We start from the raw sequence: 24620 nt of genomic DNA, 5'->3' as shown, positions 1-24620 counted from the left end.
CTTCTCCCTAAGCCTTGCGGAACGCGGCTGGTACCCAGCTCTGATATTTCGGATGGTCGGCAGCAATTGGCAGCTCCACGTCCTCGTGACTGGTCGAGGAGTGGTAGAAGGCCGTCACCAGTTCCAGTGCCCGGCGCGAATCCGCCGAGGTCACCGGCAGCGGGCCCAGTCCCTGCAGCGCATCGTGGAACCGGGCCATCTGGGTCTGGAAGCGCGGTGCCACATGCTGCCAGTTCGCCAACAGCTCCGCAATCTTGCGCGCAGTCTCGTCATTGCGCGGCAGGATCTTCCACAGCTCGGCACCCGGACTATAGGGGGCGTGATCGCTCTCGAAGGTGACATTCTCGAAGGCCAGGCGGATGCGGCTGATTTCGTCGGCCGACCCCAGCGTGGCGGTAAAGCTGCCCAATGCGCCGCTGGCCAGCTCGACGCTGGCGGTAACGCAATCCTCGACCTCGATATCATTGACGCGGGTAGCCACGCGGCCAAACAGGCGTTTCACGTCGCCCATCAGATAGGTGAAGATGTCATGGGGATGGATGGCATGGGTCATCAGCACGCCACCGAGTTCGGTCGCCCATTTGCCGCGCCAGGGCACAGCATAATAATCGGGCCCGCGGCGCCACAGCGTTTCGACCGTCCCGATATAGGGCTTGCCGGCGATCCCGGCATCGATGATGGCCTTGGCCTGCTCGATGCCATTGCCGAAGCGATATTGGAACACCGGCATCAGCATGCCCTTGGAGAGTTTCTCCTGGGCAATGACTTCATCGACCTGGGCGAGCGAGCCGACCAGCGGCTTTTCGCAGACGACATGTTTGCCGGCCTTCAGCGCCGCCATCACCATCGCATAGTGTACGCCCGGAGGGGTGCAGATATCGATGATGTCGATATCGTCCATGGTCAGCAGGTCATCGAAATTGACCACCCGGCGTTCAACGCCGAATTCATCGGCCAACCCGTTCATCCGCTCGGTATTGAGGTCGCAGATCGCCAGAACCTTGAACTTGTCGGCATTGGGCAGATAGCCCTCGACAATATGGCTGCGGCCGATACCGCAACCGACGATGGCGACGGTCTTGATGCTGCTCATCGCGCCCACTCCGTGCCGCGCTCGGCCAGGGCCTGGGCGGTGAGGGCCAGTTCCATGGCCTTGAAGCACCGCGCCTGCGGCATGGCGGTTTCGGTGCGGTCGCGCACATCGGCGAGGAATTGGCGGCCGAAGGGCAGTTCGGCCTGGCTGCAGTCGATATGCTGCATGCCCTTGCCATCGACCAGGAACAGATGGTCCTGGCCGGGGCGGCCGGCAATGTCGATATATTTGCGCAGCTCGATATAGCCCTCGGTGCCGATAATGGTCAGGCGGCCATCGCCCCAGGTGGGCAGGCCCTTGGGGGTGAACCAATCGACGCGGATATAGCCGCTGGTCGTGCGGGTCTTGAGATGCACGTCGCCGATATCCTGCAGGCCCGGGGTCTGCGGATTGGCGCGGTTGGCGACGCTGGCCGAAATGACTTCGGCTTCATCGGCATTGGAGAAGAACAGGAATTGTTCGAACTGGTGGCTGGCGATGTCGCAGATGATGCCGCCATAGCGCGACCGATCGAAGAACCAGGGCGCGCGCTTGCCATTATGGAGGGCATGTGGGCCGAGGCCGACAGTATTGACCACCTCGCCAATGGCACCGGCGGCGATCAGTTCGCCGGCGCGGACGGTGCTGCGCACCTCGAAATGCTCGGAATAGAGCACCGAATAGATGCGCCCGGTTTCCTTTTGCGCCGCCTTGACCGCATCGAGTTCGGCCAGCGAGATCATGCCCGGCTTGTCCGACAGCACATCCTTGCCATGGCGCATCGCTGATATCGAGATGGCCGCGCGGTCGCCGGGAATGGCTGCCGTCACCACGATGGCGATGGTGGGGTCTTCCAGAATTGCCGATGCATCGGCGACCCGCTTTGCCTGCGGGAACTTGGCGCCGAATTCGGCGGCCAGGTCATCCTCGATGGCGTGGAAGGCGGTGAATTCGGCTCCGGCCCGGAGCAGGCACTCGACCTGCCCATAGATGTGGCCGTGATTGATACCGATGGCGGCGAATTTGAGGTTTGACATGCTTAGCGTTTCATACCGGTGGTGGCGATGCCCTCAATGAGCAAGCGCTGGAAGAACAGGAAGAACAGGAAGATCGGAACCAGGCTGAGAACCGACATGGCGAACAAGCCGCCGTAATCGGACAGCCCGGTGCTGTCGGTGAAGCTGCGCAGGCCCAGCATGACCGTGTATTGGCGCATGTCGCTGAGGTAGATCAGCGGGCCGAAGAAATCGTCCCAGGTCCAGATGAAGGTGAAGATCGCGGCGGTCGCCAGGACGGGCGTCGAGAGCGGCAGCATGATCTTCCAATAGACGCGCCAGGGGCTGCAGCCATCCATCACCGCCGCCTCGTCCAGTTCCTTGGGAATGCCGCGGAAGAACTGCACCATCAGGAAGATGAAGAAGGCGTCGGCGGCCAGGAATTTCGGCACGACCAGCGGCAGCGTGGTGTTGACCCAACCGAGATTGAGGAACAGCACATATTGGGGAATGAGCGTCACCTGATAGGGCAGCATCAATGTCATCAGCATCATGGCGAACCAGAAGCGGCGGCCGCGGAATTCCAGCCGGGCAAAGGCAAAGGCGGCCATGGAACAGGCGGCGACATTGCCGATGACGCTCAGGATCGAGATGATGAAGGAATTGATGAAGAAGGTGCCAAAGCTCACCCGCAGGCCATTCCAGCCGCGGAAATAGGCATCCAGGCTCCAGCTCGAGGGCCAGAGCGAAGTGGCGTTGAAGATCTCGTTTTCCGGCCGGAACGAGGCCGAGAGCATCCAGAGCAGCGGATAGAGCATCACGATCGAGGCTGAGATCAGCAGCACATGCGCGACGACCGAGAAGATGCGCTTGCGCAGGCGCTTGGCCGAATTGGTCTCGGTGACGACGGTCAGGCGCATGGGTTCAATCGTCATAATGCACCCAATACTTGCTGGTCAGGAAGGAGAAGGCGGTGAACAGGCCGACAATGGCCAGCAGCACCCAGGCCAGCGCCGAGGCATAGCCCATGCGGAAATAGCCGAAGGCTTCCTGATAGAGGTAGAGCGTATAAAACAGCGTCGAATTGATCGGATTGCCGGTGCCGCCCGAGATGATGAAGGCGGGGGTGAAGCTCTTGAAGGCTTCGATGGTCTGGATGATGGCGTTGAAGAACACGACCGGGGTCAGCAGCGGCAGGGTGATCTTCCAGAACTGGCGCCACCGACCGGCGCCATCAAGGCTCGCCGCCTCGTACATGTCCTGGGGAATCTGGCGCAGCCCGGCGAGAAAGATGATCATCGGCGAGCCGAACTGCCAGATGCTGAGGAAGATCAGCGTCCACAGCGAGGTATTGGGATTGGAAATCCAGCTTGGGCCCTGGATGCCGAACAGAGCCAGCACCTGATTGACCAGCCCGTCGCCGGCAAAGATCTGGCGCCAGAGAATGGCGATGGCAACGCTCGCCCCCAGCAGGGACGGTAAATAGAACAGCGCGCGATAGAGCGGCAGACCGCGCATGCCGCGATTGAGCAGCAGCGCCACGGCGAGTGCGAAAGCCAGCTTGAGCGGCACCGAGAAGATGACGAAGAACACCGTTACCCGCATCGAGGCGAAGAACTTGGCGTCATTGGTGAACATGCGGACATAATTGTCCGCACCGGCCCAGCGCGGGGCGGTCAGCAGGTCGAAATGGGTAAAGCTCAGATAGAGCGAGGTCAGGATCGGGCCGATGGTCAGGCCGAGAAAGCCGATGAACCAGGGCAGCAGGAACAGATAGCCCGGGGCATCATTCTGCCAGATGCGGGACCAGACTGAAGGCGAGGCCGCGCGCTCCCCTGAGGAAGCGCCGGTTGCAAGGGAGCGCGCGGTCATGGTTACGAAGCCCGTTCGAGAATTTCCGTAGCGCCCTGCACAAAGGCCGGGCCGGCGTCTTCGGGCGTACGGGCGCCGAAGGCAACTTCCTGGCTCATGGTGCGCAGCAGCGATACGTCGATCTCGCCGGCTGCGGCCGGCGGGGATGCCGGCAGCGGGCCAAGCAGGTCGCCGAGATTGGCGACGAAATCGAGCGCGACCTGGCTCTTGTCGTCCAGCGTGGGGGCAATGGCCTCACGCACGGCGGCCGAGCAGGGAATGCCGCGCTCGACGCCCAGGATCTTGCCGGCATCGGGATTGTTGACGAAGAAGCTGATGAACGATGCCGCCGCTTCCTTGTTGGCACCCGAACCGCCGATGGAGAAGAACATCGAGGGCTTGCGATAGTGGCCACCGCCGACACCGGCAGCAATGCGCGGATAGCTGGAAACGGTCAGCGGATCCTTGTTGATCGCCTGATGGGCCACCAGCTGGTTGGAGTTGGACGGGATCATCGCCGCCTTGCCCAGGGCAATCATGGTGTTTTCAAGCGGGCCATTGGTGTCGAGCGCCTGGGTTTCGGCATCGACGCAGATGCCGTCGGCGCGCATGCCGGCCCAGAGCTGGAACCATTCGGTCATGTCGTCGGCATCGAGGCCGAGCTTGCCTTCTGGCGTATAGAGCGACTTGCCGCGCTGGCGAATCCAGTTGTCCAGCATCGGCTCGGTCCCCGAACCGTCGGCGATGACCTTCATGCCGCCACGGATATTGGCCGATTTGAAGGCTTCGCCCATGGCGCGCAGGTCGTCATAGGTGGTGTCGCGGTTCGGCGGCTCGACCCCGGCTTCCTCGAACGCTGCGGTATTGACCATCATGGCCACCGAATTGGCGCCCAGGCTGATGCCGTAGAGCTTGCCGTCGACCTTGCCGCCTTCGAGCTGGTCAGCGTCGAAATCGTCGAGGGTCAGGGTGCCGCCGACAAAGTCATCGAGTGGGGCAATGGCATTGCGCTTGGCGTATTCAACGATGAAACGGTAATCCATCTGGATGATATCGGGCGCATTGCCACCGGCGGTCTGGGTGGCCAGCTTGGGCCAGTAATCCCCCCAGGGCAGCACTTCGCCGTCGATGGCGACGCCCGGATTGCCGGCGGCATAGAGATCGCTGACCCCATAGGTGCGATCGGCACGGTCCTGGCCGCCCCAGAAGAACAGGCGCATGCGCGTGTCCTGGGCCCAGGCGGGCATTGCGCCAGCCGCGCCGGCGGCCAGCAGCGCCGTGCTTCCCATCAGGAAATGACGGCGGTCGATACGGATTGTCATGTGTTTTCCTCCCATGAATAGCTGCCGCCCGACTGCGCCGGAGCGGATTGTCATTCAGCGACCTCCCCGTCACTAAATAACCAACTGGTTACAAAATTGTTCAGTTCTGTATCGTTGTCAATTGTCTGGATACGCCCGTATCTGGGCTAATTCCTCGCTGCAAAGCCGAACATATAACCATCCAGTTACGCTTACCATACAAGATGCAAGGTCAACAACAATCTTGTATGGAAGAACGCTAACAGAGGAATTATGGCGTGGAAATGACCTTGCCCTGAACTCCCCCCGAAGTGATGGCGGCGCACCGGTATCGTTGCCGGGGCTGACTGGCGCACCGCGATCAGGCGTCGGCAGCGGCCATCACATAGTCCTCCGGGCGGCACTGAACGGCCGTTTGCCCACGCGGAGTGAAGCTGATTTCAGAACAGAAGAAAAATACGAAATGAGCTGCATAATATAGATACAATCTATGGCTGGATCGGGAGGACCATCTTGGACAAACTGCTCAATCAGTTTCTGGCCGTGGCCGAGGCGGGCACGATCAGCGGCGCGGCGACCGCACTCTTCGTCACCCAGCCGACCCTGACCTTCAACATGCGCAAGCTCGAGGAGACCCTGGGGGTGCAATTGCTGACCCGGTCGTCGCGCGGCATCAGCCTGACGCGCTATGGCGAGACGCTTTATGAAAACGCCAGGCTGATGCGGCGGCTCTACGACAATACGCTGAGCAGTATCGAGAACCAGCGCGCCAAGGCAGAGCAGGGCTTGAGCATCGGCAGCGGCTATTCGTGGTGGACGCTGTTCATCAAGGACATGATGGTGGATTATGGCCGGGCTTTTCCCAATGCCCCCATCCATGTCCATCTCGGCAATCAATTGCGCTGCATGGACCAATTGCTCTCCGGCGACATCTCGCTGTTCGTCGCGCACGAGATCGAGGGCCTGAACCGGCGCACCGGCACCCATTTCATTGCGCTGGCCCGGGTCGGACAGAGTTACTTCGTGCGTGCGGGCCACCCCTTGCTGGATGCGCCGCGCAGCATTGCCGAAATCGAAGCCTATCCGGCGGTGACCAGTTCGCCGCCGGAAAGCCGCCACCAGCGGTTCTTCGAGGACTGGAGCCGAACGGGGGCCGTCAACTCGGTGTTCGACCAGACCAAATTTGCCTTCGCATCCAACTCACTGGCGGCCTGCCTCGACTATGTCGGCGAGACCGATGCCGTGCTGGGCCATACCGAGGTGATGGCCAGCGAATTCACCCGGCGCGGGCTGCGCGAAGTCACTGTCACCGAGCCGACGCGGCAGAGCATGATCGGCATCTATACGCTAACGGAGCGATCCGACGAGCCACGCGTCACCCAGTTGATCGAGCGGCTCCGGGCGGCCGCGGCGGCGATCCTGCCGCCACCTTCCCGGTAGGACGGCTCAGCCCTCGCGGGTCTTGAGGTAGTCCAGCACCATCTGCACGGCGTGCGCCTCGCGCTCCTGCACCATGGCCATGCTGGTCAGGTCGCGCTCGAAGATCACCGACAGCGTGGCGGTATTGGACACGTAGAAAAAGCCCAGGGCAGCGATGGAAATATAGAGCTGCACCGGGTCGACATCCCGGCGGAAGATCCCGGCGCTATTGCCGCGCTCGATGATCGCCGCGATCTGGCCGACCAGCGGCGAATGCAGCGCCTTGATATCGGGCATGGTCTTGAGGAAGCGGGCATTCTCGATATTCTCGGTGCCCAGCAGGCGCGGAAACCATGGATTGGCGAGGAAATGCCGGAAGGTGAAGCGCACCAGACGGTCCATCGCCTGCGCCGGATCATATTGATCAAGGCTCAGCGCGCGCTCGCCGCGGCGGATCTCCTGATAGGCATCGAGCAGCACGGCGCGGTACAGCTCTTCCTTGTTGCCGAAGTAATGGTAGAGCAGGCGCTTATTGGCCCCGGCCCGATCGGCAATGGCATCGACCCGCGCGCCTTCAAATCCACGCGCCGCAAATTCCTCCCGCCCCGAGGCAAGGATGGCTGCCTTGGTTCTTGCAGAATTGCGCGTGCGCTTGGGCGCGCCCGGCTCCTTAGGCGGAGCTGGCGCCACCGGCGCGGGTGAAGAAGGCTCTGACACGCTTGGATACCGCCGGAATGGACATGAGGATGGTGAGCACGATGATCAAGCAGATAACAGCGCTGATCGGGCGGGTAAAGAACGGGCTGGGATCGCCATTGGTCAGCAGCAGCCCACGGCGCAGGTTCAGGTCGAGCAGGTCACCCAGGATGATACCCAGAACCAGCGGCGCCATGGGATAGCGCATTTCGCGCAGGATGAAGCCCACAACGCCAAAGCCGACCATGACATAGACATCGAACATGCGCTGGGTGATGGCAAATGAGCCGACCACGCACAGCACATAGACCACCGCCATCAACCGCTCGCGGGGCACGGCCAGCACCTTGAGCAGGGGACGCGTCAAGGTCAGGCCGAAAACCAGAATAGCCAGGGTGGAGAACAGCAGGATGGCAACGATCTGGTAGAGAACATCGGGGCTTTCGGTCATCAGCAACGGCCCCGGCCTTATGCCATGGATGAACATGGCTGCGATCAGCACGGCCGCAGCGGCCGAGCCCGGCAGCGCCAGGGTCAAAGTGGGGATCATGGCTCCGGGAACCACCGCAGAATTGCCCGTCTCGGCAGCGATCAGGCCTTCCTGGCTGCCCTTGCCAAACAGATGGGCTTCCTTGCTGGAGCGCTTGGCCGCGGCATAGGACGCCCAGGCGCCAACATCCTCGCCAACCCCCGGCACGATGCCGACAAAGGTGCCGATCAGGCCCGAGCGCAGGGTGGTTTTCCAGTATTTGAGAACTTCGCCGAGCCTGGGAACGACGCGATCGCTGGACGACACGATGCGCGCCTGCGCCGAGCGCTTCATCACGCCCAGAATTTCGGCCAGCCCAAATGCGCCGACCATGGCGGGGATGAGATCTACCCCGCCGCCCAGGGCCGTGATGCCAAAGGTGAAGCGCTGATGCGCGTGCAGCGTTTCCATGCCCACCATGGCGACCATCAAGCCCAGTATGCCCGCGATATAGCCCTTGAGCGGGTCATCGATGGCCGTGAGCTTGCCGGAGATGACCACCCCGAACAGCGCCAGCCAGAAGAACTCATAGGAGCCAAACTTGAGTGCGGCTTCGGCCAGCAGCGGCGCAATCAGGGCCAGGGCAACGATACCGACAATGGTGCCCAGCGCCGAAGACGTGGTGGCCAGCCCCATGGCCAGACCAGCCTTGCCCTGCAGGGCCAGCGGGTGACCATCCAGCGTCGTCGCCGCGCTGGCGGGCGTGCCGGGAATGGCCAGCAGGATCGCCGTGCGGCTTCCCCCATAGATCGCCCCCGAATAGATGCACATCAGGCACAGGATCGCCTGATCGGGCGCCATCTTGTAGGTCAGGGTCACCAGCAGGGCGACCCCCATGGTGGCGGTCAAGCCGGGAAGCGCGCCAATGACGATGCCGAGCAAGGTCGCCCAGACGATGTTGAACAGGGAGAGTGGCGTGAGAAAATGCGTGATGCCGCCCAGCAGCATGCCCAGTCCGTCCAGCATGGCTCAGGCCCCCATCATGGCAGTCGCACCAGGAAGGCGCGTTCGAATACGAAAGTGACGATGCCCGCAGTGGCGATTGCCAGGCCGATAGCCCAGGGCAATGACTGCCGCAGAGCGCGGCGGGGCGTGGCCAGCCACACCTCGAACAGCAGGATGAAGGCAAAAACGAACAGACCCGTGGCCAGCCAGAACGGCACCCGCCCAACCAGTACCAGCGTATAGACAAGGGCGAGGGCCAGCACGGCGGCGGCCCGCCCGGCAGCCCCCGAGGTGATGGCCGCGGCCAGATCGGCCCAGCCATTGGGGGCCGGCAGGCGCAATGAGCGGATTGCCAACACGATGCCGCAGACCAACAGGGCGGCCCCCAGCATGCCAGGCACCAAACCGGGCACGGTCATCGGATGGATGCGGCGCACCTCCAGACGATCCATGGTCCAGGAGCCATAAAGCACAGCGGCCGACAGGATGATGAAGACAATGGCCATCAGCAGGTCGGCGCGGGTCATCGCCGGGCTTGGCCCTTCATCGGGCTCTGCGCCGGCATTTTCGGAAGAGGTCATGATCGGTCCAAATTCGCAGAAGCCGGCCCGGCGCGCGTTCCGCCGGGCCGGGAAGATGTGCTACTTACCCATTTCGGTGCGGCTGGCGCAGTCGATGCCGATGGTTGAGGGGTCATTGACCGCCTCGCCGCGTTCGACCGAGGAGCAGGCCTCCAGGATCACCACGGGCATGGCCAGTTCGCGGGCCTTGGCGCCATGGGAGGGGGCGAACACCGCGCCGAAGGTCTCGGCATAGGTCTTGAGCGCCTCGGAATTGGCGACCTTGTCGGCCCAGATGGCGTCAAGCGTCGCGACGACTTCGTCGGGCACGCCGGTTGGGATGAAGATGCCGAAATAGTCCGGCGCCAGTTCCATATCGGGCAACCAGTCAGTGATCGGGGGGATCGGATCGACACCATCGAGCAGCAGCGGCTGGTCGGACAGCACGGCCAGCGCCTTGAGGCGGCCACCGCGGATCAGCTCGGTCTGCTCGACAGCGAGCTGGGTGGTGGCCATGGCTTCGCCCGAGGCGGTGGCAATCGCAGCGGGGCCGCCGCCGTCATAGGTGATCATGTTGTAGTCAAAATCGGCTTCGTCGGCGAGCGCCGCGATCGCCGTGCCGCCCGAAGAGGTGATCCCGGCCGTGGCGATGGTGATCTCGGGACCGCGGGTCTTGAGCGCCTCGAGCAACTGGCCGAAATCGGTGAACTCGCTGTCGGCGGGCACGCTGACCACCGGCACGTTGGCGACCGACAGGTAGATATGCCAGTCGTCGATATCGGTGTCTTCGAGGAGCCCGGTCACCGAATAGGTGGCGTTGTTGGCGATGGCATTGGCCGTCCAGGTATAGCCGTCGCGCTCCTTGTTGAGCACTTCCTGGGTGCCGATGGCGCCCGAGGCGCCGGGCTGGTTGACCACCACGACATCGACGCCCAGCGCTTCGGCCAGGATCGGCGCGGTGACGCGGGTCACCTGGTCGGTGGAGCCGCCGGCGCCCCATGGCACGATAAGGTTGATCGGCCGGTCCGGCTTCCATTCCTGCGCGATACTCAAAGACGTGCCAAGCATGAGCGCCGACGCGCCGCATGCCAGGACAAACCGCAATCCACGATTCATCTTGATCCTCCCTCGATGTGTTGTGGGACCGATTATTTGTTATTGGCCCTGCCATAGACTGCGGGCGTCATTTCCCGCTGTCAACCATTAAGTAACCGGACAGTTAGATATGTGACTGGTGTCGAACGCACCTTTTCCGCGCCTTTTCCGGGTCGTGGATGACAAACTGGCGCGCGCCCGCTATCGGTTGAACCGTCTGGTTAGCAATTGGGATGGGCGCGATGGACCTGAATGCAGCATTGATTATGGCAGCGGCCCTGGCGGCAGGCGCGGTCGTCAAGGGCGCGACCGGCATGGGCCTGCCATTGATCGCCTTGCCGGTGCTGACTGCGGCGTTCGGACTACAACATGCCGTGGGGATGATGACCATCCCGCTGATCCTGACCAATGCGTGGCAGGTCTGGCGCTTTCGCGCCGAAGCGCGATCACCGCACCTGGCGTTCATGCCGCTGTTCCTCGTGGGCGGCGCCATTGGCATTGCCACGGGAACATGGTTGCTGACCACAATGCCCGAGCAGGTGCTGGTGCTGGCCCTGGGGATCATTCTGCTCGCCTATGTGGTGCTGCGGCTGCTGGCGCCGCATTGGTCGCTCGGCCTCGATGCCGCCAAGCGATTCGGGCCGATTGCCGGCACCGGGGCTGGCATATTGCAGGGGGCTACCGGCATTTCCGCGCCGATCGGGGTCACCTTCATCCACGCCATGGCGCTGGATCGCGGCGCCCATGTGTTTGCGGTCTCGGCGATGTTCCTGCTGTTTGCCACGGTGCAGGTCCCCGCCCTGATTGCCGCCGGGGTGATGCAGCCGGAATGGATGCTGCAGGGCGTGATCGCGCTGGTGCCGATCCTGATCTTCATGCCGCTGGGCCAGAGGCTGGCCGGCAAGCTCAGCCGCAAGGCGTTTGACCGGATGATCCTGGTCTTTCTCGGGCTGATCGGGCTCAAGATGGTGCTCGGCCTCTAGCCACTAGAACCAAAGAACGAGCAGCCCGCGCTGCAGCCCGCTTGACGACCTCCCCAAGCTGCGTGTACCTAAGTAACTAATCAGTTACACCGCCAGGCGGGCATCGGGAGGATTTTACTTTGGCAGAACAACGACTTGGATTGATCATGCACGGGGTAACCGGGCGCATGGGTTACAACCAGCACCTGGTGCGCTCGATCCTGGCCATCCGCGATCAGGGTGGCATTGCGCTCAGCAATGGCGACCGGCTGATCGTCGACCCGATCATTGTTGGCCGCGACGCCGACAAGATCGAGCGGCTGGCCAAGCAGCACAATATCGCCCGCTGGAGCAGCGATCTCGACGCGGCCCTTGCCAATCCCGATGACAGCGTGTTCTTCGATGCCGGCACCACACTGATGCGCGCTGGCCTGATCGAAAAGGCGCTGGCCGCCGGCAAGCATGTCTATTGCGAAAAGCCGACCTCGGACTCGCTCGATATCGCCGTCAACCTGGCCAGGACCGCCCGCGCTTCGGGCCTCAAGCATGGCGTCGTGCAGGACAAGCTGTTCCTGCCGGGGCTGATGAAGTTGAAAATGCTGCGCGACAGCGGCTTTTTCGGCGACATCCTCTCGGTCCGCGGCGAGTTCGGCTATTGGGTATTCGAGGGCGACTGGCAGAAGGCGCAGCGCCCAAGCTGGAACTATCGCAAGGCCGATGGCGGCGGCATCATTCTCGATATGCTGTGCCATTGGCGCTATGTGCTGGACAATCTCTTCGGCGAGGTCAAGGCCGTCTCCTGCCTCGGCGCCACCCATATTCCCGAGCGCGTCGACGAAAAGGGCAATCGTTACAAGGCCGATACCGACGATGCGGCCTATGCAACCTTCGAGCTCGAAGGCGGCGTGATCGCCCAGATCAATTCGAGCTGGACCACCCGCGTCCGCCGCGATGACCTGGTGACCTTCCATGTCGATGGCACCCATGGCTCGGCGGTTGCGGGCCTGCATAAATGCTGGAGCCAGCATCGCGTCAATACGCCCAAGCCGGTATGGAATCCCGACCAGCCCCAGACCATGAACTTCTTTGCCGATTGGGAAGAAGTGCCGGATAACTGGCCGGCCCAGAATGGCTTCAAGGCGCAGTGGGAAATGTTCCTCCGCCACGTCGCCGAAGACGCGCCCTGGGATTATGGCCTCGAGGCCGGCGCCAAGGGCGTGCAGCTGGCCGAACTCGGCCTCAAGAGCTGGGCCGAGCGCCGCTGGCTCGACGTGCCGAAGCTGGAATTCTAGTCACCTGCCCTCCCATCCACGATGTCATTCCAGCGCAGGCCGGAATCCATGCTGAAGACCAGCAGCGACATCCGGCTTTGGGAGGGAACACAGCATGGACCCCGGCCTGCGCCGGGGTGACATCCAGTTCGTTGAGACTTCGGGGAAGTCACCATGACCATCATCAACCTACCCAATGCCGACCGATCCATCACGCCCTACACGCTGACCGGCACGCCGATTCCCTTCGTTCGCCACAAGGCAACCGACTTCAATCGCATCGCCTATGCGGCGGCGCATGTGGTTGCCGATCCGCTGGCCAATAATGATCCCTGGCTCACCCCGGCGATCGATTGGGATACGACCCTGCAATTCCGCCACCGCCTCTGGGACCTCGGTCTTGGCGTCGCCGAGGCCATGGACACCGCACAGCGCGGCATGGGCCTGAGCTGGAGCGATGCGCAGGAATTGATCCGCCGCTCGCAGCTCGAGGCCCGCACCCGCGATGACTCCCTGATCGCCTATGGTGCGGGCACCGATCATCTCACGCCCGGCCCGGATGTGAGCATCGACGACATTATTGCCGCCTATGAAGAGCAGGTCGGGTTTGTCGAAGCGCAGGGCGGCCGGGTCATCCTGATGGCCAGCCGCGCGCTGGCGGCGGCGGCCAAATCGCCCGACGATTATGCGCGGGTCTATGGCCGCATTCTCAGCCAGGTGAAGCAGCCGGTGATCATGCACTGGCTCGGCGAAATGTTCGATCCGGCGCTGCAGGGCTATTGGGGCAATATCGACCACGACGCGGCCATGGATGTCTGCCTCGACGTCATTGCCGCCAACGCCAAAAACGTCGATGGCATCAAGATTTCGCTGCTGTCGGCAGAAAAAGAGATCGCCATGCGCCGGCGCCTGCCCGCCTCGGTCAAGATGTATACCGGCGACGACTTCAACTATGCCGAACTGATCGCCGGCGACGAGCAGGGCTATTCGCATGCGCTGCTGGGTATTTTCGATGCCATCGCACCGGCAGCCTCGGCGGCTCTCGCGGCGCTGGGCAAGGGCAACAACAACGAATTCTTCGACCTGCTGGCGCCGACCGTGCCGCTCAGCCGGCATATCTTCGCCGCGCCGACGCGATTCTACAAAACCGGCGTGGTGTTCCTGGCCTATCTCAATGGGTTGCAGGACCATTTCACCATGATCGGCGGCCAGCAATCGACCCGCTCGCTGCAGCATCTGGCCGAATTGTTCCGGCTGGCCGACCAGGCCCGGGTCCTGGCTGATCCCGATCTGGCGGCAAAGCGCATGAGCGCGGTGCTCGCCGTGCATGGAGTGGGCGCATGAGCATCCATCCTAGCCCAACCACGACGTCATTCCCGCGTCGGCGGGAATCCATTCTTCATTCCGCCTGCGCCAACCCAGGAGTGGATTCCCACCTGCGCGGGAATGACGCTGAAGACTTGACGCAGCGCAGTGAAGGGCCAAGTCGATGAGCCAGGACACAGTGATTTCCCTCAACCTCGCAACGACCCGCCAGGTCTGGGGCTTTGCCGAGGCGGTCGATGGGTGCCTGCGCGCCGGCATTACCGCCATCTCGCCGTGGCGCGACCAGATTGCTGCCATCGGGCTCAATGAGGCCGCCCGTATCGTCAAGGCCAACAATATCCAGGTCACCGGGGTCTGCCGGGGCGGCATGTTCCCGGCTGAAACCGCCGCCGGCCGGCAGCTCCAGATCGACGACAATCTGCGCGCCATCGACGAGGCTGCGGCGCTCAATGCCGATTGCCTGGTGCTGGTGGTGGGCGGCCTGCCCGGCTCCAGCAAGGATATCGTTGGCACCCGGCAGATGGTGAGCGACGGCATCGCCGCCATGCTGCCGCATGCCCGGGCCTCTGGCGTCAAGATTGCCATTGAGCCGCTGCATCCGATGTATGCGGCCGACCGCGCCTGCGTGAACACCATCGATCAGGCGCTCGATATCTGCGAAAATCTGGGCGAAACCGTCGGCGTCGCCATCGACGTCTATCACGTCTGGTGGGACCCCTATCTGGCCCGCGCCATCGCCCGGGCCGGACGCATGAACCGGATTTTTGCCCACCACATCTGCGACTGGCTGGTGCCGACCAGGGATATGCTGCTCGATCGCGGCATGATGGGCGACGGGGTGATCGACCTCAAGGGCATCCGCCGGATGATCGAGGACGCTGGCTTCCATGGCCCCCAGGAGGTCGAGATCTTCAGCCAGGACAATTGGTGGAAACGTCCCGGCGACGAGGTGCTGCAGGTGATCAAGGATCGCGTTGCCACCGTCTGCTGACATGGGGACCCCGGGGCCAGCCCCCGGGATCCTCCATGTCGATTACGAGGCCCGATTATAGGCCAATGTCTGGCAGAGGATCGCCGCGCGGCATCCCTGGATTTCGATGGTATCGGGACCAACCTGGGTCACTGTCGCCTCGGCGCTGATACCACCGGCAGTCAGCGACCCCTTCCACTCATTGGCCGCAGTCTGGGTCGCCTGCATCACCTGTTTGCCGACAAAGGCCAGGTTTTCCTCGGTGGCGGAGTTACCTTCGAGATTGGTGAGCACGCCACACAGGTCCGTTCCATCGCCACAGAGCGAAAACTGGAAGGAAGTGCCGTACTCATCGACAAAGGTGCCGCTCGGATCGACCGCCACGGCCGCCTCGGGGGCGGCAGCAGCGTCCTGAGCGAAGGCGGGCGTGGCTGCCGCAGTGACGAGCAGGCCGGCAGCGAAGGCGAACTTCAGGAACAGCATGGAGTCTCCGATCACAACAACGCCCGCCCCACGCAGTCGTTTTGTTGATTGTTGAACCCGGCTAACGCGGCTTTGTGCGCATCGGTTGCGCGGCGACCGCAATCGTGATCGGCGCCAGAGCGCCAATGTGATCAGCGCCGGAAAGTGCCGGCGATCTCGATATGGGTGGATTGGGTGAACTGATCGACCGCGATCAGATCGCTGAGCTTGTAGCCGCCACCGACCAGAATTGCCGCATCGCGGGCGAAGGTGCGGGCATCGCAGGCGACCATGACGATGGTCTTGACCTTGGACATGGAGAGCTGTTCGCACTGGGCCTGCGCGCCGGCCCGCGGCGGATCGAGCACCACGGCTTCAAATGGATCCAGCTCGAAGCGGGTCAGCGGGTCGCGGAACAGATCGCGCGGCTTGGCGGTGATCTCCCTTATACCCTTGGTGAAGCGCCATGCCTTGTCGAGCGCCGCAATGCCCGGCTTGTCACTATCGGCGGCAAAGACCGGCCGGGTCTCGGCCAGCCGCAGGGCGAAGGGGCCGATGCCACAGAACAGGTCAGCCACCGTCTTGGCCTTGCCGACGGCGTTGACGACGTAATCGGCCAGAACCTGCTCGGCCGCTGCCGTCGCCTGCAGAAAGCTGGCAATGGGCAGTTCGACCCGGGCGCGGCCCATTTCGATGATCGGCGGCTGCGCCTGCAGCACCATTTCGCCATTGAGTGCCAGCCGCGCCAGCCGGAACCGCGCCACCAGCGGCATCAGCCGGTCGGCGCGGGCCTTTTTTTCGGTACGGACCACGACATCCAGACCCGAAAGGCTGGCGGTGAAACTGACATCGGCATCGCCGACCGCCTGCCGTACGGCGCGCGCGATTTCGGGCGCGCGGGCCAGACCCGGCACCAGAATGGGACACGCGTCCAGATCATGGACCTGATGGCTACGCAGCCGCATATAGCCGGCGCCTTCGGCGCGGGCATGCAGCGTCGCGCGCCGGCGGCCGTCACCGGCGCCATCGATAAAGCGGGAGACCTTGGTGTCGATCCCGGCAAAATGCAGCGGCGTTTCGACCAGGCCGGTCTTGAACGCCTCGTAGCTGGGTCGATCCAGGTGCTGGAGCTGACAACCACCGCAGGCGCCGAAATGCGCGCAAAACGGCTCAACCCGATTGGCGGCAGGAGCCAGGACCGACACCAGCGTGCCGCGATCGCCATTGGCATCGAGCGTGATGGTCTCGCCGGGCAGGGCCAGCGGCACGAAGACCTTGTGGCCGTCGATTTCGGCGACACCCTCGCCCTTGTGGCCGAGGCTGGTGATGGTGGCAGTGAGGGTCATGGATATCCGGGGCTTGCTGAGGCTGTTCACTACCCGGTTTGTGCGCCGAGGTCACCCCATGCGCGACAATCGCCCCCAGCATGACCGGCGGGCGATTATCCAAACGCATCACGACAGCGGGCGGCTCGCATATTCGAGGAGGCTCGCCAGTCCGACAAACGGCACGCCGGCATGTTCCGACAGGCCCGAAGCGCAGGTCGAGACCGTCGAGACCCCCAGCGTGCAGTCGGCGGGGATATCCTGTTTGGCAAAGCGGGTGGCGTGTTCATTGAGTTCGGGCACGAACAGGCCCTTGTCGCCGGCATAGCCACAACAGGTCACCGAAGACAGCACCGCAATCGTGTCGGCACAGGCCCGGGCGATGGCTTCGGTGGCCGGCTGTTCCTTGAGGCGCTGCGCCGAGCAATTGTGATGCACGGCCACCACCGGCAGCTTCTGGGTAATGGTCAGGCGCGGCAGGATTTCACGCAGCAGGAACTCGCTGGAATCCAGCACCGGGGCGGCGCCGGGGAAATCCTTGAGATGCTTGGCGCAGGTTGAAGCATCTGTCAGCACCAAAGCAGCACCATTGCCCGAAAGCGTCGCCAATTGGGCGTTGAGAGCCCCACCGACACGGGCGGCTTCCTCGGGAAAACCCTTGGACTGGAAGGGCTGTCCGCAGCATTGGCCACCGAGATTGTCGGGCATGACCACGTCAAAACCAGCACGAGCCAGCAAAGCCAGCATAGCCGCCGGTACAGCCAGCAAGTTATGCCCGGTTTCAGGCGCCCCGAACATGCGGGTGGCGCAACTGGGGAAGTAGACAACCCGCTGCCGCCCGGACAGAGCGATCGGCACCGGAAAGCCGCTCGCCTTGGGATCATCACGCGATTCCGGCAGTTTTGGCGCCCCCGGACCGGGCTTCAAGGCCTTGTAAATACGCGGAATTCGGTTGCCGCTGATGCGGCGAGCCGTCTCGGTGACGGTCTCGACAAGAGGCGCCGACACCACCGACTTGGCAACATCGGCAAGGCCGACGCCGGCCCGCATGGCCGCCTCGATACCGCCGGTATGGCGCGCGGCAAAGCCGGCCACCGAACGGGCAAAATCGCCACGCCGCTCAGTCCTTTGACCGATAATCATGGTGCCGGTTTCAATGCCGACCGGGCAACGCAGCGAGCAGAGATTGCAGGCGGCGCAGGTATCGAGCCCGGCATATTGGAAATCATCATCCAGCCGCTTGAGCCGCGCCGGATCCTCGCCGCTCCGCCGCAGCCGTTCCCGTTCGCGCGTCACGGCAATGCGCTGGCGCGGCGACAGCGTCATCTGGTGGCTGGGGCAGGCCGGTTCGCAGAAACCGCATTCGATGCACATGTCGACGAGGTCATCGGCCAGTGGCATGACCTTGAGGTTTTTGACATGCACCTTGTCGTCGCGATTGAGCAATACCCCCGGATTGAGCAGATATTCGGGATCGAACAGCTCCTTGATCCGGTACATCAGGGCATAGGCCTTGCTGCCCCATTCCGCCTCGACAAAGGGCGCAATGGCGCGGCCCGTGCCATGTTCGGCCTTGAGCGAGCCACCATAGCGCACCGAAACCAGTTGCGAGAGTTCTTGATTGAACAGATCGAACTTGTCGGCCGCCTTGGGATCGGAGAAGTCGTCGCTCATCTGGAAGTGCAGGTTACCGGCCAGGGCGTGGCCGAAAATGATTGCATCCTCATAGCCATAACGATCGAGCAGATCGCGCATGTCGATGACGAATTCTGCCAGCCGGTCAATCGGGGCCGCCACATCCTCGGTGAGCATTGAAGTGCCCTTGGGGCGCGCAGCACCGCCCGAGGTGAAGAAGCCCTTGCGCACGTCCCAAAGCGCGTGGCTGCGCGCTTCGTCGGTGGAAAAATCGATATGGGTAGCGCCATTGCGCCGGAGAATATCGACCGTCCGCGCGGTCTCCTCTTCCAGTTGCTCGGCCGTCGGCGCCGCCACGTCGATCAGCACGGCCGGCGAACTTTCGGTCAGCCAGGGCAGGAGCGGCGCCAGCGGCACGAGATGCTCCACCGTCGCCAGCGCCCGGCGCTCGATATATTCGGCGGCGGTTACGCCTGTAGTGGTCTGCACACCGCCATTGGACAATTCGATGATGGCACGGGCCGCGGCATAGGGGTCGGGAAACGGCACCAGGGCCGTTGCCTTGTGCGGATGCTCGGGGATGGTGTTGTAGGTCACCTCGGAAACAAAGCCGAGCGTGCCTTCGGAGCCGACTATCAGGTGGATCAGGATATCGAGCGGGTCGTGGTAGTCGACCAGCGCATTGATCGAATAGCCCACCGTGTTCTTGATGCGGTATTTGTGGCGGATCAGCGCGACGAGGTCGGCGTCTTCCATGACCTCATGGTGCAGTGCCGCCAGCGCTGCCAGCAGATCGGCATGGCTGGCACGGAAGGCAGCGCAGGACGCGGCATCGCCGCTATCGAGCATGGTTCCGTCGGCCAGCACGATCCGCAGCCGGGCCATTGTGTGATAGGTATTGTAGGCAACGCCGCAGCACATGCCGGACGAATTATTGTTGACCACGCCGCCGATCTTGCAGGTGGCCTGGCTCGCCGGATCTGGCCCAAGCTTCTTGTTGAACGGCTTGAGTGCCGTATTGGCATGGGCCACGATGATGGCCGGTCCCAGGGTGATTTGCTCGGCACCAGGATGGATCGAGAGCTTGCGCCAGCCATCGCCCAACACCGCCAGTACGCCATCGGTCACCGCTTGCCCCGAGAGCGATGTGCCGGCTGCCCGGAACGTGATCGGTAGCCGTTCGGCCCGTGCCGCCGTCATGACCGCGCGCACGTCGTCCTCGGAATTGATGAAGACGACCGCCGCTGGAATCAGTCGATAGGACGAGGCGTCGCCTGACCAGGCATAGGTCATCAGCGGGTCGGTCATCATTTTGTTGGAGGCGATGACACCCTTGAGTCGCGCAACGACGCGCTCGCCAGCCGCCTGGCGATCAAGCGGCTGGGATGGGGGTGGGGCGAGAGTCGTGACGGGAGCTTGCTGCATGGCCGACAACTAACATGTTAGTTCGTCGACGGGCAATCAGATTTACATCGAGTGGCGCCTGCGCCTCGATCGGAGCAAGCGGCCACAGACGAAAAGCGGGCGCCCGTTTCCGGGCACCCACTGCAACTAGACGTCGATGTCGTCGTCGTTACGGGCGGTATCGATGGCGTCGATATCGGCGGCGGCCGTGCGCAGAATTTCGGCAAGGCGGCGCTGGGTGGCTTCATCACCAGTGCTGGCCTTGCGAATAGCGGCCTTGAGCGCACGCCGCGCATCGTTGACCTCAGGCAGCACGTCGGCAATGTCGCGGTCACGACCGCCATGTCCGGGGCCGTGACCGCGTGGGCCTTCGCCGCCCTCGCGGTTGAACGGCCAGTCGGAACGGGCAAATTCGCGGAAGCGGTTCACCTGTTCGCCGGCCTTGGCGAGGAAGGCCAGGGTCGATTCGATGGCTTCCCGATTGTCGGCCAAGTGCGCGCGGCCTTCATCGGTGATGGTATAGAGCTTTTTGTTGCCATCGACCGCCGAGGTGACGTAGCCGGCCTCTTCGAGGAAAGTCAGCGCCGGATAGACGATGCCGGGACTGGGCGAATAGAACCCCTTGGATTGCTCCTCGACGGCCTTGATCAGGTCATAGCCATGACGCGGCTGCTGCTCGATCAGATAGAGCGCGACCAACCGCAGATCACCCGAGGCGAGCATGCGCCCGATACGGAAATTACCGCCCATATTGGAGAATCCCTCGCCGTCTTCGGCCATGTTGGCGAAGCGTCCCCAACCGCGCCGGGCCATCGCCTCAAGCCGCCGCCAATTGGGTTCGCCGTCTCTGAAATACTGTCCCATAATCGGTCTCCGATATATCTTGAACGCCCTTGAGACAGAGATCGGCGCGCATCGGCCCGGATTCAAGATATATCTTACGGAATAGTTTGGCAGGTGAATGCCGGGATCGCGCCGCTACTCAGCACGGGCGTGAAAATGACAAAGCCCGCGGATCATCTCCGCGGGCTCAGTCTCAATAACAGGTATAGGTAGGATCAGACCGCGCTGCCGTAGGGCGCCTGGCGGTCGAACTGACCATGCTTGCGGAAACGCCACATATAGCTCGGCAGGATCGAATCCATCGAGGTGGGGACGACATCGAAGGCCGCCAGGGTGCGCTTTTCGCGGATCGCCAGTTCGGAGACGACATTGTCGCAGCCCAGCAGATCGACCTGATCGGCGGTCAGCAAGGGATTGGGCAGGATGGAGATAGGCAAAATCAGCAGCTTGGCCAGGCCAGGCGACAGATCCAGCATCGGCCGCTTGCGATCAGCTTCACGCAATACGCGTTCGAGCAGGGCCCTGTGGGTTTCGACGTCCGGGCCACCGATCTCGTAAATGCGGCCGGTCTTGACCTTGCCGGCAGCGGCCCGCGCAAACGCCTCGGCAACGTCGCCGACATAGGCGGGCTGGAATTTGCTGTCGCCCGAAATCACCGGCATGAAGGGCAGCATGCGGGCAATCATGCCCATGCGGTTGAAGAAGGTATCATCCTGACCGAACAGGATGGACGGGCGGATCACCACCGCCTCGGGGAAAGCCGAAAACACCGCAGCTTCGCCGGCCAGCTTGGACTGGGCATAGGCGCTGACCGTCGTGGTATCGGCCCCGAGGGCGGACATATGCACCAGGGTCGTGACACCTGCGGCACGCGCAGCCCGGGCGACGGAACCGGCGCCACTCTCATTGATGGTTGAAAAACGCTGCGCGCCCCCTTCGATGCCAATGCCAACCAGATTGATGACGATATCGGCACCGGCAACAGCGCGCTCGATGGAAGGCATGTTGCGCAGATTGGCTTGAATGGGCAGGATCTGGCCAACGTCGCCCAGCGTTTTGGTGTGACCCGCCAGGTCCGGCCGGCGTACGGCGACACGCACCCGGTGGCCGGCACGAGCCAACGCCTGCACCACTTGCGTGCCGACAAAGCCGGACCCGCCGAATACGGTGACAAGTTTCTGATCCAGGCGTTCCATGGCGGGCTCCAGCAAGCAGGCGGCGTGGGCAAAGGTTATCCGCCTTCTAGCCCAAGCAGCGCTGACATGTCGAGGGTGACGCTAGCCAGCATTGCCTTGACTCTCCGCCGCGCATGTTCTTTGTTTGTTCTATTTCGATATTTAGGAGGACCGATAATGTCTGATGCCAGGACATATGAAGGACAATGCCATTGCGGCGCGGTGCGTTACACCGCCGTGACCGCGCTGGACAGCATGGGCGATTGCAATTGTTCGCGCTGCCGCCGCGTCGGCTGGATACTGCAATCGCTGCCGGCCAGCAATTTCACGCTCACAAGCGGTGAGGACAACCTGACGCTCTATCGATTCAACACCGAAAAGATCGACCACCTGTTCTGCAAAACCTGCGGTATCGAATCATTTGCGCGCGGCGAAGACGGCAAGGGCAACAAATTGGTGATGATCAACGTCAATTGCCTGGAGGGTGCGCCCCCGGTCGACCGCAGCACCATCAGGCATTGGGACGGTGCCAATTTCTGAGGCGAACCGCCAGTATCACTGGGGTTTGGCAGACTTTCCGTGCCATTGCCCTGGCGCGGGGAAACGCAAATCGATGTTCTTCCACAGGGCTTGGCGCGCAATCTCCACAAAGCGCATTGACATCGGGCGGCGGTCGACCTAGTTACACCGCGCCTGCCCAGATGGCGGAATTGGTAGACGCGCACGGTTCAGGTCCGTGTACCGCAAGGTGTGGAAGTTCGAGTCTTCTTCTGGGCACCACTTATTAGAACGCCGGTCCATTCACATGGGCCGGCGTTCTGCTTTTCCGGCCCCATCTGCCGAGATGCAGACCCACACTCTCCATAGCCCCCAGCACAGTGCCCCTTTTTCCTGGGCAAAGGTCATGGCGCGCACATAAGGATGCCTGCGCATGGGATCCGCTGCCTGGCGGCAGCGGGCACCTGCCGCCTTTCCAATGCCCCGATGCTGTGCCATCACGGTTCAAACACCAACACCGAGAAGAACATGGCCATCAGACTGCACCGTGGTGATCTGCCCAATCTTTCCAATTACGGCGGCCGCGAAGTGGCAATCGATACCGAAACGATGGGCCTCGACCCACATCGGGATCGCCTCTGCGTTATCCAGCTGTCACCCGGCGATGGCAGTGCCGACGTCGTCCAGATTGCCCAGGGCAGCAATGATGCGCCCAATCTGACCAAACTGCTGGCCGACCCGGCCGTCACCAAGATTTTCCATTATGCGCGTTTCGACGTTGCGGTGCTGAAGAACCGGTTCGACGTGGTCACCGGCCCGATCTATTGCACCAAGATCGCCTCCAAGCTGGTGCGCACCTATACTGATCGCCACGGCCTCAAGGATATCGTGCGCGAATTGCTCAATGTCGATCTCAGCAAGCAGCAGCAGAGTTCGGACTGGGGCAGCGAGAAGCTCAGCGATGCACAGCTCGACTATGCCGCCTCGGACGTGCTGTATCTGCACGATCTCAAGCGCCACCTTGACCGCATGCTGAAGCGGGAGGGCCGCACCGAGCTGGCCCAGCAGTGCTTCGACTTCCTCAAGACCCGCTGCGAGCTCGATTTGCTGGGCTGGGGCGAAACCGACATCTTCGCCCATAGCTGAACCGGACACAGGCAGTCATGAGCCAGCACGCCCACGCCAGCGACCGCCATGCCACCTACCGGCGCCTGTTGCAACGCAACCGGTTCGTGGGTCTGCTGCGCATTGGCGTGCCGGCGCTGGGGGTGCTGGTGCTGGCGGTGCTGGCCGGGCAAATCTATCTCTCCAGCCTGAGCGGACAGTTCGGTATCGGCCAGATCACCGTTTCCGATAACAGTATCAGCGTCGAGGCCCCGGAATATGCCGGGACGCTCGATGACGGCTCGGCCTATCGCGTCTGGGCCCAATCGGCCCGCGCTGGCCTTGCCACCAGCGACATCATCGAGCTGAACGCGGCAGCGCTCACGGTGACCCGCACCAATGGCGTTGTGATCAACGCCGAGGCACGGAGCGCCAAGCTCGACACCACCAATGAAAATGTCATTGTTGATGGAATTTCCCATATCGCGGACAGCACCGGTATCAGCGGCACGCTCTACCAGTCGGTGTTCGATTGGGTGGCGCAAAGGCTGACCAGCAAGGGCGCGGTCAAGATCGATTATCCGGATGGCACGGAACTGGAAGCGGTCGGCATGACATATGACGCCGCTGCTATGGTCTGGACATTTACCAACGCGACCGTCACCCTGCCATCCACGCCCGGAGCGGACAATCCATGACCCAACGCCTGCTGCCCATGCTTGCTTTTCTCGCCGCGCTGCTGCCGGCCGCACCCGCGCTGGCGCAGCAAAAGGTCGAGATCAAAGCCGACCTCTTCACCGTCGACGAGACCACCCAGGCGGCAGTGTTTACCGGCAATGTGGTCGTCACCCACCCCACTGTCACGGTTTGGGCGCCAAAGGTGGTGGCGGTCTATGGCAGTGGCGGCCCCTCCGATATCGAGAGTTTTGAAGCCAGCGGCGGCAATGTCCGGCTGAAGACTGCCGATCAGGATGCCACCGGCGAGAAGGCCGTCTTCAATCCCGGGGATCAATTGCTGCGGCTGACCGGCAATGTCATGGTCACCAATGCCAGCGGCACCATTGGCGCCTCCGAGCTGGTGGTGAACCTCAAAACCAATGTCTCGACCTTTTCGGGCGGCAGCGGCGGCCGGGTGACCGGGGTGTTTAATTCGCAATGACCGACGCGCAGCCCAAACCCAAG

The 24620-nt window shown here is 62.7% G+C and carries 23 protein-coding genes and 1 tRNA gene; 10 read left to right on the top strand and 14 right to left on the bottom strand.

Annotated elements, in window-relative coordinates; translation table 11 throughout:
- Nucleotides 1-7: 7 nt before the first annotated feature.
- From BUA69_RS10545 to BUA69_RS10525, 5 genes are all read right to left on the bottom strand, one after another.
- Complete coding sequence (locus BUA69_RS10545; protein WP_046137115.1) at nucleotides 8-1093, bottom strand: Gfo/Idh/MocA family protein; 1086 nt, start codon at nucleotides 1091-1093, stop codon at nucleotides 8-10.
- Nucleotides 1090-2109: a Gfo/Idh/MocA family protein gene (locus BUA69_RS10540; RefSeq protein WP_046137116.1), complete on the bottom strand. Its 1020-nt coding sequence runs from the start codon at nucleotides 2107-2109 to the stop codon at nucleotides 1090-1092. The genes BUA69_RS10545 and BUA69_RS10540 overlap by 4 nt, the downstream gene beginning before the upstream one ends.
- A 2-nt stretch (nucleotides 2110-2111) precedes the next feature.
- Nucleotides 2112-2885, bottom strand: a complete 774-nt coding sequence (locus tag BUA69_RS10535) for a carbohydrate ABC transporter permease (RefSeq protein ID WP_244468831.1) — start codon at nucleotides 2883-2885, stop codon at nucleotides 2112-2114.
- Nucleotides 2886-2991: 106 nt separating this feature from the next.
- Nucleotides 2992-3939 (bottom strand): carbohydrate ABC transporter permease, encoded by a 948-nt coding sequence (locus tag BUA69_RS10530; protein ID WP_046137117.1) that lies wholly within the window; start codon nucleotides 3937-3939, stop codon nucleotides 2992-2994.
- A gap of 2 nt (nucleotides 3940-3941) precedes the next feature.
- Entirely contained in the window at nucleotides 3942-5240 is a 1299-nt protein-coding gene (locus BUA69_RS10525; RefSeq protein WP_046137118.1) for an ABC transporter substrate-binding protein, read from the bottom strand.
- 492 nt (nucleotides 5241-5732) lie between these two features.
- Between BUA69_RS10525 and BUA69_RS10520 the strand changes: the two genes are divergently transcribed.
- Nucleotides 5733-6659 carry a LysR family transcriptional regulator gene (locus BUA69_RS10520; protein ID WP_052950783.1) on the top strand — a complete coding sequence of 309 codons (927 nt, stop codon included), beginning with the start codon at nucleotides 5733-5735 and terminating at the stop codon, nucleotides 6657-6659.
- A gap of 6 nt (nucleotides 6660-6665) precedes the next feature.
- On the opposite strand, the gene BUA69_RS10515 is transcribed toward BUA69_RS10520, so the two are convergent.
- The 4 genes from BUA69_RS10515 to BUA69_RS10500 are packed head-to-tail and all read right to left on the bottom strand — an operon-like array spanning nucleotide 6666 to nucleotide 10484.
- Nucleotides 6666-7355, bottom strand: a complete 690-nt coding sequence (locus tag BUA69_RS10515) for a TetR/AcrR family transcriptional regulator (RefSeq protein WP_052950784.1) — start codon at nucleotides 7353-7355, stop codon at nucleotides 6666-6668.
- Nucleotides 7309-8829 (bottom strand): tripartite tricarboxylate transporter permease, encoded by a 1521-nt coding sequence (locus tag BUA69_RS10510; protein ID WP_046137121.1) that lies wholly within the window; start codon nucleotides 8827-8829, stop codon nucleotides 7309-7311. The genes BUA69_RS10515 and BUA69_RS10510 overlap by 47 nt, the downstream gene beginning before the upstream one ends.
- A 14-nt stretch (nucleotides 8830-8843) precedes the next feature.
- A complete protein-coding gene (locus tag BUA69_RS10505) occupies nucleotides 8844-9389 on the bottom strand; it encodes a tripartite tricarboxylate transporter TctB family protein (protein ID WP_052950785.1) in 546 nt (181 codons plus the stop codon).
- A gap of 60 nt (nucleotides 9390-9449) precedes the next feature.
- A complete protein-coding gene (locus tag BUA69_RS10500) occupies nucleotides 9450-10484 on the bottom strand; it encodes a Bug family tripartite tricarboxylate transporter substrate binding protein (RefSeq protein ID WP_082093994.1) in 1035 nt (344 codons plus the stop codon).
- A 221-nt stretch (nucleotides 10485-10705) separates the two neighbouring features.
- On the opposite strand from BUA69_RS10500, the gene BUA69_RS10495 reads away from it, so the two are divergent.
- The 4 genes from BUA69_RS10495 to BUA69_RS10480 all read left to right on the top strand — a co-directional run bounded on the left by BUA69_RS10495 (nucleotide 10706) and on the right by BUA69_RS10480 (nucleotide 15013).
- On the top strand, nucleotides 10706-11446 hold the full coding sequence (locus tag BUA69_RS10495) for a sulfite exporter TauE/SafE family protein (RefSeq protein WP_052950786.1): 741 nt from the start codon (nucleotides 10706-10708) through the stop codon (nucleotides 11444-11446).
- A 146-nt stretch (nucleotides 11447-11592) separates the two neighbouring features.
- Complete coding sequence (locus BUA69_RS10490) at nucleotides 11593-12717, top strand: Gfo/Idh/MocA family protein (protein ID WP_046137293.1); 1125 nt, start codon at nucleotides 11593-11595, stop codon at nucleotides 12715-12717.
- Between the two features lie 153 nt (nucleotides 12718-12870).
- Nucleotides 12871-14040, top strand: a complete 1170-nt coding sequence (locus BUA69_RS10485) for a dihydrodipicolinate synthase family protein (protein ID WP_046137122.1) — start codon at nucleotides 12871-12873, stop codon at nucleotides 14038-14040.
- A gap of 145 nt (nucleotides 14041-14185) precedes the next feature.
- The gene (locus BUA69_RS10480) at nucleotides 14186-15013 is read left to right on the top strand and encodes a sugar phosphate isomerase/epimerase family protein (RefSeq protein WP_046137123.1); all 828 of its coding nucleotides are present in this window, start codon (nucleotides 14186-14188) and stop codon (nucleotides 15011-15013) included.
- Between the two features lie 42 nt (nucleotides 15014-15055).
- On the opposite strand, the gene BUA69_RS10475 is transcribed toward BUA69_RS10480, so the two are convergent.
- From BUA69_RS10475 to BUA69_RS10455, 5 genes are all read right to left on the bottom strand, one after another.
- A complete protein-coding gene (locus BUA69_RS10475) occupies nucleotides 15056-15475 on the bottom strand; it encodes a hypothetical protein (RefSeq protein ID WP_046137124.1) in 420 nt (139 codons plus the stop codon).
- Between the two features lie 131 nt (nucleotides 15476-15606).
- A complete protein-coding gene (locus tag BUA69_RS10470) occupies nucleotides 15607-16800 on the bottom strand; it encodes a class I SAM-dependent RNA methyltransferase (RefSeq protein WP_052950787.1) in 1194 nt (397 codons plus the stop codon).
- 108 nt (nucleotides 16801-16908) lie between these two features.
- On the bottom strand, nucleotides 16909-19839 hold the full coding sequence (locus tag BUA69_RS10465) for an FAD-binding and (Fe-S)-binding domain-containing protein (protein WP_052950788.1): 2931 nt from the start codon (nucleotides 19837-19839) through the stop codon (nucleotides 16909-16911).
- A 126-nt stretch (nucleotides 19840-19965) separates the two neighbouring features.
- The gene (locus BUA69_RS10460; protein WP_052950789.1) at nucleotides 19966-20682 is read right to left on the bottom strand and encodes a PadR family transcriptional regulator; all 717 of its coding nucleotides are present in this window, start codon (nucleotides 20680-20682) and stop codon (nucleotides 19966-19968) included.
- 194 nt (nucleotides 20683-20876) lie between these two features.
- The gene (locus tag BUA69_RS10455; protein WP_046137125.1) at nucleotides 20877-21857 is read right to left on the bottom strand and encodes a complex I NDUFA9 subunit family protein; all 981 of its coding nucleotides are present in this window, start codon (nucleotides 21855-21857) and stop codon (nucleotides 20877-20879) included.
- A 156-nt stretch (nucleotides 21858-22013) separates the two neighbouring features.
- On the opposite strand from BUA69_RS10455, the gene BUA69_RS10450 reads away from it, so the two are divergent.
- From BUA69_RS10450 to BUA69_RS10430, 5 genes are all read left to right on the top strand, one after another.
- Nucleotides 22014-22376: a GFA family protein gene (locus BUA69_RS10450; protein WP_046137126.1), complete on the top strand. Its 363-nt coding sequence runs from the start codon at nucleotides 22014-22016 to the stop codon at nucleotides 22374-22376.
- A gap of 155 nt (nucleotides 22377-22531) precedes the next feature.
- Nucleotides 22532-22616 (top strand) — tRNA-Leu (locus BUA69_RS10445).
- A 246-nt stretch (nucleotides 22617-22862) separates the two neighbouring features.
- On the top strand, nucleotides 22863-23480 hold the full coding sequence (locus BUA69_RS10440) for a ribonuclease D (RefSeq protein ID WP_046137297.1): 618 nt from the start codon (nucleotides 22863-22865) through the stop codon (nucleotides 23478-23480).
- A 17-nt stretch (nucleotides 23481-23497) separates the two neighbouring features.
- On the top strand, nucleotides 23498-24136 hold the full coding sequence (locus BUA69_RS10435) for a hypothetical protein (protein ID WP_046137127.1): 639 nt from the start codon (nucleotides 23498-23500) through the stop codon (nucleotides 24134-24136).
- Entirely contained in the window at nucleotides 24133-24597 is a 465-nt protein-coding gene (locus BUA69_RS10430; RefSeq protein ID WP_052950790.1) for an LptA/OstA family protein, read from the top strand. Before BUA69_RS10435 ends, BUA69_RS10430 begins: the two co-directional genes overlap by 4 nt.
- Nucleotides 24598-24620: the final 23 nt, after the last annotated feature.

The organism is Devosia limi DSM 17137, from assembly GCF_900128975.1.
Classification (GTDB): domain Bacteria; phylum Pseudomonadota; class Alphaproteobacteria; order Rhizobiales; family Devosiaceae; genus Devosia; species Devosia limi.
Note: the sequence above shows the minus strand (reverse complement) of the source record. Positions and strands in the feature narration are given on the sequence as shown.